Here is a 12,575-nt window from a genome sequence, read left to right as displayed (position 1 = left end):
CATAATTATTATTTTTAAGAATATGAAAAGTAATTATCATTTTAAATTCGAAGATTTACAAGTCTATCAAAAGGCATTGGACTTTGGAGAATTTGTAAATAAACAAGTAGAAAAATTTCCTAACCACGAAATTTATAAATTATCATCTCAATTTATTCGTGCGGCCGATTCTATTGCTTTTAATATTGCAGAAGGTTCAGGCAGCACGGATGCTAACTTTATTCGTTATTTAAAAATGGCCTGGGACAGTTCTCACGAATGTGTGGCTGCTTCTACTAAAGCAAGATTAAGAGAATATATTACTTTTGAAACAGATGAAGAAAATAGAAGAAGGCTAACGGAACTTGGTAAAATGATTTCCTCGTTAAGAAATCATTTAAAAAATAAGTAGATGTCCACTCACAGCGAAGCGCTCTCACCACTCATCGCTCACCACTATAATTATGATTTATTCTTTCAAAGGCCATATTCCGGTAGTTCACGAATCCAGTTTCGTCCACCCTTTGGCGGCCGTTACTGGAAATGTTATAATTGGAAAAAACTGCTACATCGGTCCAGGTGCGGCAATTCGTGGCGATTGGGGCGAGATTATTTTGGAAGATGGCGTGAATGTGCAGGAAAACTGCACGGTGCATATGTTTCCGGGGAAAAGTATTATTTTAAAAGAAAGCGCACACATTGGTCACGGCGCAATAATCCACGGAGCGAATTTGGGCCGAAATTGCTTGATTGGAATGAACAGCGTGATTATGGACGATGCCGAAATTGGTGATGAGTGCATCGTGGGCGCAATGAGTTTTGTAAAGGCCGAGGAAAAATTCCCGAATCGTAAATTGATCGTCGGCAATCCCGCAAAAGCAATAAAAGATATTTCAGATGAAATTATTGCGTGGAAAACCGCCGGAACCCGATTGTACCAGCAATTACCAACAGATTGCCACGAAAGTTTAAGAGAAGTGGAGCCACTTCGAGAAATTCCGGCAAATCGTCCAAAACAAGAAGATTTTTATAAAACTTTGGAAGAATATAGGAAAAATAAATAAAACTCTGCGTTCTCTGCGCCTCTGCGGTAATTTATACACCGCAAAGCCGCAAAGTTCGCAAGGGAATAAGACAGGATGAATAAAACAGAATTCAAAATGCCCAAAATGGGCGAGAGCATAACCGAAGGAACGATTATCAATTGGTTGGTAAACGAAGGCGATTCTTTTGAAGAAGGCGATATATTGCTGGAAGTTGCGACTGATAAAGTAGATAATGAAGTCCCCGCACCAGCTTCGGGAAAAATGCTTGAGCATATATTTAAGGCAAAAGATGTTGTTCCCGTGGGGGAAGTAATCGCAATTTTGGAGTTTTCTGAAGAGAAAGGAGCTCCAAAATCTACTAGCAAAACTTCAGAAAAAACGGTTTCTAAAACCGAAATTTCCGAAAAACCGAAAGCACAAAAACAAATTTCAACACCAGCTTCCTTTAAAGTAAACGAAAACGTTTTCATTTCACCTTTGGTTGATAGTATTGCTCGCAAAAATCATATCAGTTACGAAGAATTGGCTAGAATTTCCGGAACTGGAAAAGAGGGTCGGCTGCGTAAAAGCGATGTTACGAATTATCTTGAAAATGGGCGTCCGTTCCAGTTTGCGCAAGCCATTCCAGAAGTTTCGGGATTTCAGGTTCCCGATTTGAAATTCGATAAAGGAAAAGGCAAGATCGTGGAAATGGACCGTATGCGCCAAATGATAGCCGACCATATGGTTTTCAGCAAGCACACTTCGCCACATGTAACGGCTTATGTAGAGGCAGATTTGACCGAAATGGTAAGTTGGCGCAATAATAATAAAGTCGCTTTTCAGAAAAAATACAACGAAAAACTCACGTTTACTCCATTGTTTATTGAATGTGTGGCGAAAGCGATTACAGATTTTCCCATGATCAATTCCACACTTGATGGAAAAAATATTATTGTAAAAGATGAAATAAATATCGGGATGGCGACCGCGCTTCCGTCGGGAAACTTGATTGTTCCCGTGGTGAAAAATGCCGATAAAAAGAACTTAAAAGAATTGGCCGAAACCACAAACGAGCTCGTCGGAAAAGCGCGGGACAACAAATTAAAAGCGGACGAAACAAAGGGCAGTACTTTTACAATAAGCAATGTGGGTACTTTTGGAAGTTTGATGGGAACGCCAATAATCAACCAACCCGAAGCCGCAATTTTGGCAACTGGAATTATAAAAAAGCGCGCTGAAGTAATGGAGCGAGAAGAAGGTGATACAATTGAAATACGTCAAATGATGTATTTGTCACTTTCCTTTGATCATAGAATTGTAGATGGATATTTGGCGGGATCTTTCCTTAGAAGAATTGCGGATTATATGGAACAGTTTGATACTAACAGAAAAATTTAATAATGTCAGGTCGAGCGCAGTCGAGACCTCGTTAAGAATAAAAAAGTGAATATTTCAAAAGATATATTAAAGAAGGCCTTCAAAAACCTTGTCACTGCAAAGGCGATGACAGAGATATATGAAGAAAACTTCAAGATTGTTTCAAAATACGTACACGCAACTTCGCGTGGGCACGAAGTAATCCAAGCTGCCGTGGGAATGCAACTTTTACCGCAGGATTACGCTTTTCCGTATTATCGTGACGACTCAATGTTGCTGGCAATCGGGATGAAGCCGTATGAATTGATGCTTCAGGTTTTGGCAAAACGCGACGATCCATTTTCCGGAGGAAGAACGTATTACAGCCACCCAAGTTTAAGAGATGACGACAAGCCAAAAATTCCACACCAAAGTTCCGCCACGGGTATGCAGGCCATTCCCGCAACGGGAGTGGCAATGGGGTTTTGGTATAAAGAATCGTTTAAGGCAGAATTTAAAAATGAAACTTCTGAATCTCCAATTGTAGTTTGCAGTTTAGGAGATGCTTCCGTAACCGAGGGCGAAGTAGCTGAAGCCTTCCAAATGGCGGCTTTAAAACAATTGCCAATTCTATATTTGGTGCAGGATAATGGTTGGGATATTTCAGCAAATGCGGCCGAAACACGTGCCCAGAACGCAGCGGAATATGCCAAAGGATTCCACGGTTTGGAAGCCATTTCCATTGACGGGACCGACTTTGAGGAAAGTTACAATACAATTCAAGATGTAATTTCAAAAATTAGGGAAGAACGCAGACCGTTTTTGGTGCACGCAAAAGTTCCGCTTTTAAATCATCATACTTCCGGAGTTCGGATGGAATTTTATCGCGATGATTTGGAGGAAGCGAGAAGTCGCGATCCTTATCCAAAATTGAAGAAACTGCTTTTGGAGAATGATTTTTCTGAAAAGGAGCTTCAAGAAATCGAAATCGAAATCAAAACCGAAATCGAAAAATCACTTGAAAAAGCTTTGAAAGCCGAAGACCCAAAACCGGAAGATTTATTTACCCACGATTTTGCGCCTACAACAATTACCGAAGAAATTGGCGAGCGTTCCCCAATAGGTGGCGAAAAAGTTGTGATGGTAGATTGCGCACTTTTTGCTATTGAAGAATTAATGGCAAAACATCCTGAGTGCTTGCTTTATGGCCAAGATGTGGGCGGACGTTTGGGCGGCGTATTTCGCGAAGCAGCAACTTTGGCACAAAAATTTGGCGACAATCGTGTTTTTAATACGCCAATTCAAGAAGCGTTTATTGTTGGAAGTACTGTCGGGATGAGTGCAGTCGGCTTGAAACCAATCGTAGAAGTTCAATTTGCAGATTATATTTGGCCGGGACTGAATCAACTTTTTACTGAAGTTTCCCGAAGCTGTTATCTTTCCAATGGAAAATGGCCGGTTTCAATGATTCTTCGCGTTCCGATTGGCGCTTATGGCAGCGGCGGACCTTATCATTCTTCTTCCGTGGAAAGTGTGGTTACAAATATTCGCGGGTTGAAAATTGCGTATCCAAGTAATGGCGCCGATTTAAAAGGATTACTGAAAGCGGCTTATTACGATCCAAATCCAGTTGTGATTTTTGAACACAAAGGTTTGTATTGGAGCAAAGTGAAAGGAACCAAAGGCGCAACATCGCTGATGCCCTCCGAAGATTATATTTTGCCTTTCGGAAAAGCTTGGGTTTTACAGGAAATCTGGAAACAGGAAGAAGAGGAAACACTTTCTATAATTACCTACGGAATGGGCGTGCATTGGGCTATGAACGCTTCCGAAGAACTTGGAATGCAGGATAAAATTGAAGTAGTTGACCTTCGAACGCTTCATCCTTTGGATTATGACACGGTTTTCAAAAGCGTAAAAAAATGTGGAAAATGTCTTGTTGTAACTGAAGAACCTTCAGAAAATGGGTTTTCCCGAGGCTTGCAGGGAAGAATTCAAGAGGAATGTTTCCAGCAATTGGATGCGCCCGTTATGCTGATTGGTTCTGAAAATATGCCGGCAATTCCGCTCAATTCAACTTTGGAAGAAACGATGATTCCTTCAACTGAAAAAGTGAAGCAAAAGATTTTGGAAGTTTTGAACTACTGATGAAAAAAATTGCAGTAGCCACTTTGTGTTTTCTCGTTTTATTTTGCTTTCAAGCCTGTAAAGAAAATGAAGCAAAAAGCGTTTCGTTTTATCATTGGAAAACAAAATATTCCATTTCAGAAAACGAAAAGCAATTATTGAAAAAAGCGAATTCCAAAAAACTGTACTTACGTTTTTTTGATTTGAGTTATAACCAACAGGAAAATCAAGTTTTACCTACCGCAACGCTTCAAATGCCAGCTAAAGATTCAACTTTGGGCTTGCAAATAATTCCTGTAATTTACATAACAAATGAGGTTTTTGAGAAAACGACGAAACCTTCACAATTGAAATATATTGCTGGGCAAACTTTGGAGAAAATACTTCGGTTAAAGTCTCAGCATTTCAATGGAAATATTATTTTTCCACAGATTCAAATTGATTGCGATTGGACTGTAAGCACAAAAGAATCGTATTTTACTTTTTTGGAGGAATTGCAAAAAAGTGATTTATTGAGCCAATTCGGCGAAAATTCTATTAAATTTTCCGCTACCGTCAGGCTCCATCAAGTAAAATTTCCAGAAAAAACAGGAGTTCCGCCGGTTGATGAAGCTACCATTATGTTTTATAATGTTGGCGATTTGGGCTCGATGGAAGAGACTAACTCAATTTTAAATATTGAAAAAACCTCTTTATACCTTTCCAGACTTCACGAATATCCATTGCCATTTAATGTTGCCTTGCCCATTTTCAGTTGGGGAGTATTATATCGGGAAGGACAATTGGTTGGTATTTTATCAGATATTGAGGAAAAGCAGCTCAACGAAAATTTTACGGTTTCAGAAGCTGAAAATTGGTTTGTTGCTTCAGAAGATGCCTTTATAAATGGAAGCTTTGTTTATAAAGGAGATAAACTAAGAATGGAAGACGTAACCTTTTCAGAATTTAAAAAACTTCAGAAAATGATTTCTAAAGCTGCGGGTCGGGATTATTCTGTAATTTTATATCATATAAATTCCTCCACGCTTCAAAATTTAAATTTAAATGAACTCTTGGAAACTTTACGTTAGTGTTAGTTTATTTGTTTCAGCATTTTCATTTGCCGCAGAAAAGCCGAATAATTTTTGTGGCTATGCCCCGGAATATGAAGAGCTTTATTATCCCGTAATAGACCAAAAAATTGTTGGCGATGCCTCTCTTTACCCTTTTTTAAACTGCCCGTGGAGCACGTTTTGCGAATTTCCAGAGACCTTGACTGCTACGCAGGAAAACTTGGAGGATTGGCGCAAATTCTTCGGAAAAAATTTAAGCGAAGAAGTTCTTTATCAGCTAATTTATTCCGAAACTTCAGATTGGTATCAAAAACTTGAAGACAATAATTCCAATGTTGTTAATGGAATTATGGCGAATAAAATAAATAAAAACCTTCAAAAACCATTCGCTAAATATATGTTGCTGGCAAAGCAATGCGAAGGAATTAGCAGCAATAAAAACGGCGGCAACGGTTGGTATCAGGGAGAGAAAAGCGATGATTATGACCAGAAGCCTGAGTTGTTGGAACTCGCTATGAAAAATTATAAGGCCGAAACCAATTCCTTTTTAAAGAATAGGTATGCCTATCAAATTGTGCGTTTGGCGCATTATCTTCAAGAGAACGAAGCTGCGCTGCAATATTTCGATAATTTTCTGAAGTTGGATTCCGAAGCGCCCTATATTTATTATCTCGCTTTGGAACAACGTTCGGGGGCGGCCTATAATCTTCAAAAATTTCAGGAAGCTTCCAAGGGATTTTTAGAGGTTTATTTAAAAGTCCCTTCACGCCGAAGAAGTTGCGCCCTAAGTTTAAAATATTTTGATTGGTCCAACCCGCAACTTAATGACGATTTTTTTACCGATAACGGTTATGCGGAAATTCAATCTTTTTTCAAATCGTATTATTACAACGGCAGTATTTCCAAAGAGATGCAGCAATTACAGGAGAAAAACCCGAATTCTCCTTATTTGGAAGTACTTGCTATCCGTGAGGTTGATAAACTTCAGAATAAAATATTCGCTAATAATTACAACAAATGGTTTGAAAATTTTGAGACTGAAAGAGCACTTGATTTTGAACCTTTGCAAACCCTTCAAGAAATAGCAAAAACCCAAGTTGAAAATAAGGCTGTTTTGAGAAAGGATTTCTGGAGAATCGTTCTTTCGGCAACCTATTTAAAAAACGATGATTTCAAAAATGCAGCACTATCGGTTTCTAAAGTTGAAAAAAATAGTGAGCTGTATCCGCAAGCCAAACGCCTGTCTTTTTCCATTGAAATATTGCAACTAAAAACCTTGGACAGAAAACAAATTGGGTTGCTTTTTTCGAAATTGAAGTCGGACACACAACTTAATGAATCCCGACCGTTAACCGCATTTTTCTTTAATTCCATTTCAGATTTATATAAAAAAGATGGCAATGTAATTGTTTCACTTTTGGGGAGTATGGAATATGGTTGGGAAAATACCCAGTATTCTTTTGAAAGGGCTGAAGCTGATTTGGGAAACCATTGGAAACTGCATTATAAGAATGAATTTGTTGCGGATGAGGTTATTCAAAAGATCCAAAATTTTATAAATCTTCCAGCAAAGACTGATTATGAAAAATTGATTGTGTCAAAACTGAAAAGCAATCCGCAAGATTATGTAAATGAATTGAAAGGCACGTGGTATTTTCAGCAAAACCAGTTGGATAAAGCGATTTCCTATTTCAAAAAAATAGAAAATCCATCTGTTTTTTACGGAAAAAATATTAGGACTGAATTATTTTCCGGCGCTATCCGGGAGTATTTTGATACTCCATTTTCCGAAAAGTCAGATAAAATTCATTTAAAATATAAAAAGCTTTTTGGTGATGATGCTCCAAAAATCGAACTTGAAGAAACCTATGCAGACAATAAACTGAAGCTGGCCCAGACCTTTAAAAAACTTGAGGAATTGGCAAAAAATGATCCCGAAAATGCTGCGGACTATTATTATATGTTGGGAAACGCGTGGTACAACACAAGTGCACGCGGATGGTTTTTGAACACCCTTCAATATATTGGCAATAATGACCGGAACTATATTTTGGGATATGATTATGATTCCGATGGCCAACAAAAAAGCACGAATTCCGAATTTTTAAAGAACGCCACCAAATATTTTAAAAAAGCGACAGAGACGAAGGGGAGCAAAGAAACCAAAGCAAAAGCTATTTTTATGCTCGCCAAAACAAATTATTGCTATACAACAGAGCGGAATGCAAATTACAGATACAGGATTGAGGTTTGTGGCGATCATAGAGATTATTTCCAAATCCTGAAAAATGATTATTCTGATACTGCTTTTGAGGCAGAGGTAATTAAAGAATGCAGTTGGTATAGGGTGTTTTTAGGGATGTAGCGGCTCAATATTTGGGATAATTAAATATTTTGATAGTTTTAAATTATGCTTTTTCGTTTCCTTTTATTTCTATTCTTTGTTCACTCAGCGGTTGCCCAAGAAGGCGTTTCCGTTTTGATGGACAGTTTGGCTCAAACCTCTTCTGAAAGTGAAAAAGCCAGATTGAGCATCAAAATTGCTTCAAAATTGTCGAATGACGATTGGGAACGAGCACTAAATTATATGGATGTTGCGAAGGAAAGTGCTTTAAAATCCAAGTCAGAAAAAACCTTGGCCGATTTTTATAATGCTCTCGGCAATATTTATTTTACCAAAGATGCGCTGGATATTGCGTTGGAGCATTACTTAAAGGCTTATGATTTCTACGAAAATCGGCCAGCTTCAGAGCGGTTTAAATTGGAAAATAACCTCGCTATTGTTTATGCACGAACGGACAATAATGAAAAGGCCTTGGTATATTTCAAAAAAGTTTACAATTCCCAGAAGGAGAAAAGTGACACTTTAAATTTGGCCAAAATTCTCAACAATATGGGAAGCCTTTTTCTGGATAGGGAAGTAGATTCGTCTTTGGTATATTTTAAAAAATCGCTTCAACTTTCACAAAACATTGCAGATCCAGATTTAAAAATGTTTTTGCATACCAATCTTGCCCGTTGTTATATTCGGAAAGATATGCCAGATATAGCGAAAATGTATTTCAACAAGGCTATAGCAGATGTTGAGAACGGTGTGAACCCGCGAGGTGCTGCCTGGTTGTATAATGAACTTTCAGAGTTTTATTTGGACGCCGAAATGCCCGATTCAGTGGTTTATTTTGCTGAAAAGGCGGTAAAAAATTTAGACCGCGTTGCTCCTTTCGGTTTTGAACAGCAACGTGCCGTAGGCTTTCTTTACAAAGGATATATTGCAAAAGGTGAGTTTGAAAAAGCAGCCACTTATTTCGAAAAATATTCTGCCATTGGCGACACCTTAAACTTGGAAGACAAACGGGTAAATGTTGAAAAACTGTTGATTGGGGAAGAATACAGAAACAAGGAAAAAATAAGGGAGCTTGAAGAAAGCAAACGAGAATCCCGCAATTACATTATTCTTTTGGGTCTGCTCGCTCTTTTATTGTTTTTAGGGATGCTTTTATACCGTTTTCGAAACAAACTGAAAAGGGCAGAGCTGGAAAAACAGTTGGCCAATGCAAAGCAGAAAGAATTAAATACAAATCTGGAGTTAAAAAATAAAGAGTTGATAGGGAAAGCGATGATAGAAATGCATCGCACAGAAATAATAGAGGATATTTTAAACGATTTAAAGGAAATAAAACTGAAAGCGGCCAAAAAAGAGACCCAAAACGCAATTGATTATATTGTAAAAAGATTGAAGCGCGACACTTCAAGCAATGTTTGGGAAGAATTTGAACTGCGTTTTGAGCAAGTCCACGAATCGTTTTATAACAACTTGACCGAAAAGCACCCAGATTTAACTTCTCGAGACAAGCGACTTTGCGCGCTTTTAAAATTAAATCTTACTTCAAAAGAGATTGCTCAAATTACTGGGCAATCTTCAAAATCTGTTGAAAATGCCCGAACACGTCTTCGAAAAAAACTGGATATTACAAATTCTCACACAGATTTATCTGCATATTTATCTTCCTTCGGATAAAATATCCCAATTTTTTTAGTTACTAAGATTTAAATAAATTACTGTATATCAATTCTTTAATGAGAATTGAGTGGTGATGCTATGGTTGTTTTTTTACTAGGAGTGTATTTGATAGGGCTAAAAATTATGTTTCTTTTATTTCTCCAGCTACTTTTGAAAAAGTTTTGAAAACCCAGGAATTGCAATGAAAAGAAAAACGAAAGATAAAATGGAATTGGATGAGTTTTTTAAAAACAATAAGGATAAAAAAAATGCTTTAAAAAAAATAATTCAAGAATTGGATAAAAAAGATAACCAAACAAATAAGTCAAACTAAAATTAACATTATGAGAAATTTTTTCACAATTACTTGTTTACTAACCATGTTTATAGCCCACGCGCAATGGACAACAGATACAGATACAAATACACTTGTGGCTGAATCTGGCGAACTTGATGTACAAGCCAAAGGAACTACGGACGGACAAACCTATGTGGTTTATTGGAAAAACGTTGGGGCGCCTACCAACATTGAACTGCGAATGCAAGTTATGGATGCCGACGGAAACCGAACATTAGGGAATGATGGAATGCTGGTAAGCGACCAAATACCAATGAGCAGTTTTACCGTAATAATGAGTACAATAGTTGATATGGATGATCATCTTTATATAGGTGTAACCGGAACCGGAGGTGGAGATCCTGCCTATGTTTTCAAAATGGATGCTGCCGGCAACCATTTATGGGGTGCCAATGGTGTAAATGTGGGCAGTGGAAACATAGTTACTGTTTTGCCACTTTCTGCTGGTGGCGCTATTGTTAGCTGGTTAGGACCATCTGGCGCTGTAATGCAAAAATATGACGGAAGTGGGAATGCGGTTTGGCCAACAAACCAGCCAATAACTGCTGGTTCAGGCTTTGCTGCTCCAGGCAATTTCTTTGAAATTTCTGGGGGAGAATATATTGCGGTTTTTCATAAACTGTTAAGTGGTATAAATTCAAATCTGTATGCGCAACGATATGATACAGACGGAAATCCAGTATGGGCAAATGCCGTGCAGATTGCGGATAGAGCTACCGCTTTTAACCGTTCCTATACAGGTTTGCAAGATGGTGATGTTGTGTATATGGGCTATTTTGCTTCTGCCGGAACTCGTTTTGATTCCTATTTACAACGAATAGATCCGGACGGAACATTGCCTTGGGGGATCAATGGTTCCGATTTTGATACTAATGAAACGGATTATGAAATGGATACTGAAATCGCTTTTCAAACAGGATCGCAATATGTATGGGCCGTTGCAACCTATACAAATCCTAACCAAAGTGAACGAGGTGAATATGTTCAAAAATTTGACAAGGATTCTGGCGCGCGTGAATTGACGGATAATGCTAAAGTTGTATTTCCAATAGGCAATGATATATCCCATTCAGGGTCACTTCGTCTAAGAAATGGCAATCCACTTTTCTTAATGGAGGAAGGAGAGAACAACGGAGTATCGCCAACCACTTTAAACGTTGTTTATTTGGATGAAAACGGCGACTTTGCCTGGCCGGAAGAAACCCGTCCAGTAGCGACCTTTGCAGCTGCAAAAAACAGAGTAAATTTTACAAAGGAAGCAAATATGCAAAATGTGGCAGTTTTTGCTGAAGACAAAGGAACTGGTTTAAAAATATATGCCCAAAATGTTGAAGATGAAACAGTAGGAGTTGAAGAATTTTCAAATGTTTCCATATTCTTCGTAAATCCTGTGGAAGAAGAAATGGTTTTAAAAAGCAATTCACCTATCGAAACGGTTTCAATATGTAATGTTTTGGGTCAACAATTGTTTAGCGCCAAATATAATGGCGAAACTGAAACAAATATCAATACCCAAAACTGGGAATCTGGAATTTATTTTATGAATGTTTCTACAAATGAAGGATTTAAAAAAGGAATAAAACTGGTTAAACAGTAGGCATATATATCCCCAATTGTTGAAGGCCTCCCAGTATTTTGGGAGGCTTTCTTTTTGTTATCATTTAAAAATAAAGATACAAACCAGCATTTATATAATGTGTATCAACTATCAAAGGAATTATATCGTCTTCCGTTCTGAAAGAAAGATCATTTTCATATTCGGGAATGTAGCTTAAAATTACACCCAGCGATTTTTTCTCATCCAAAGAAAATAAAACGCCCAATTTGGGAATGGCAAACGCACTTCCATCTCTTTCATTTAAATCGTAACCGTTGTAATTTCCTTTGTAATGGTCGCTTGAAAGACCAATCCCAATACCAATTAAAGGCCTAATTGAACCATTTTTATTGAAGTGGTATTCTAAACCTAAATTTGCTTTTTGTGAATCCTTCCGAAAATTTGTTTCGAAAGGAGAGTTTCCAAAATCCTTATCGCCAGAAAATGCAGCATTCACTTCCAAAGTAACATATAGATTGCCTTGTAGGGAACCAATAAAACCAGGAGTTGCGGCAATACCAAAACTTGCTTGCCCTTGTGTTAAATTTTCGTAATCGTCAAAATTGAAAAAACTGATGCGGTTTAAAGAACCACCAATGCTCGCGAAAAGTTTATATTCATCCCCTTGAAAATTCGCGGCCTGTTTAATCTCCTTTTCTGTTGGCTCAAAAGGTGTGTATTCGCAATTGTTATAAGTTTCAACTACTTGTATCAATTGTCCTTCCGTAACTAGATGTGAATCGAAAACAGATTGCCTCAGTTTTTCACAATCCCTAAAAAGCACTGCAAGTGTGCCCTGCACGTGATTGTCTTCATTTGGCCGAATGTTTATTTTTTTAGTCGTGCCGTCTTCTTTTTTGATTTCATAAATACCCGTGGCCACGCGAGTTAAAACAGCCTTTCCGGTAACCAATTCCTGTGCTTGCATTCCAAAACTTGCAAACAATACGAGCAATACTAATTTAAATGATTTCATACCTTTTCTTTTTTTTAAATTTTTAAATCGGATGAGGTCGATTTTACTATAGATTTCAAGAAATTATTTCTTAAAACTATTTTTTTCAGAATAAGGTTTTGT

The 12,575-nt window shown here is 37.8% G+C and carries 10 protein-coding genes; 9 read left to right on the top strand and 1 reads right to left on the bottom strand.

Annotated features, from left to right (window positions below; genetic code table 11):
* The first annotated feature begins 22 nt into the window (after positions 1 to 22).
* From Q2U82_RS02340 to Q2U82_RS02300, 9 genes are all read left to right on the top strand, one after another.
* A complete protein-coding gene (locus Q2U82_RS02340; protein WP_062622627.1) occupies positions 23 to 391 on the top strand; it encodes a four helix bundle protein in 369 nt (122 codons plus the stop codon).
* 52 nt (positions 392 to 443) lie between these two features.
* Positions 444 to 1,043, top strand: a complete 600-nt coding sequence (locus Q2U82_RS02335; RefSeq protein ID WP_410006127.1) for a transferase hexapeptide repeat family protein — start codon at positions 444 to 446, stop codon at positions 1,041 to 1,043.
* Between the two features lie 75 nt (positions 1,044 to 1,118).
* Positions 1,119 to 2,405 carry a dihydrolipoamide acetyltransferase family protein gene (locus Q2U82_RS02330; protein ID WP_410006126.1) on the top strand — a complete coding sequence of 429 codons (1,287 nt, stop codon included), beginning with the start codon at positions 1,119 to 1,121 and terminating at the stop codon, positions 2,403 to 2,405.
* A gap of 105 nt (positions 2,406 to 2,510) precedes the next feature.
* Entirely contained in the window at positions 2,511 to 4,511 is a 2,001-nt protein-coding gene (locus Q2U82_RS02325; RefSeq protein ID WP_410007115.1) for a thiamine pyrophosphate-dependent enzyme, read from the top strand.
* Entirely contained in the window at positions 4,511 to 5,560 is a 1,050-nt protein-coding gene (locus tag Q2U82_RS02320; protein ID WP_410006125.1) for a hypothetical protein, read from the top strand. Before Q2U82_RS02325 ends, Q2U82_RS02320 begins: the two co-directional genes overlap by 1 nt.
* Complete coding sequence (locus Q2U82_RS02315) at positions 5,535 to 7,907, top strand: hypothetical protein (protein WP_410006124.1); 2,373 nt, start codon at positions 5,535 to 5,537, stop codon at positions 7,905 to 7,907. Before Q2U82_RS02320 ends, Q2U82_RS02315 begins: the two co-directional genes overlap by 26 nt.
* A gap of 45 nt (positions 7,908 to 7,952) precedes the next feature.
* Positions 7,953 to 9,560 carry a tetratricopeptide repeat protein gene (locus tag Q2U82_RS02310; RefSeq protein ID WP_410006123.1) on the top strand — a complete coding sequence of 536 codons (1,608 nt, stop codon included), beginning with the start codon at positions 7,953 to 7,955 and terminating at the stop codon, positions 9,558 to 9,560.
* Between the two features lie 184 nt (positions 9,561 to 9,744).
* Positions 9,745 to 9,876 carry a hypothetical protein gene (locus tag Q2U82_RS02305; protein WP_410006122.1) on the top strand — a complete coding sequence of 44 codons (132 nt, stop codon included), beginning with the start codon at positions 9,745 to 9,747 and terminating at the stop codon, positions 9,874 to 9,876.
* Between the two features lie 10 nt (positions 9,877 to 9,886).
* Positions 9,887 to 11,497, top strand: coding sequence for a T9SS type A sorting domain-containing protein (locus Q2U82_RS02300; protein ID WP_410006121.1), 1,611 nt, complete (start codon positions 9,887 to 9,889; stop codon positions 11,495 to 11,497).
* A 64-nt stretch (positions 11,498 to 11,561) separates the two neighbouring features.
* Here the strand turns inward: Q2U82_RS02300 and Q2U82_RS02295 are convergent, their stop codons facing one another.
* Complete coding sequence (locus Q2U82_RS02295) at positions 11,562 to 12,473, bottom strand: hypothetical protein (protein ID WP_410006120.1); 912 nt, start codon at positions 12,471 to 12,473, stop codon at positions 11,562 to 11,564.
* Positions 12,474 to 12,575: the final 102 nt, after the last annotated feature.

It is taken from the genome of Aequorivita nionensis, from assembly GCF_046352995.1.
Taxonomy (GTDB): Bacteria; Bacteroidota; Bacteroidia; order Flavobacteriales; family Flavobacteriaceae; genus Aequorivita; species Aequorivita nionensis.
Note: the sequence above shows the minus strand (reverse complement) of the source record. Positions and strands in the feature narration are given on the sequence as shown.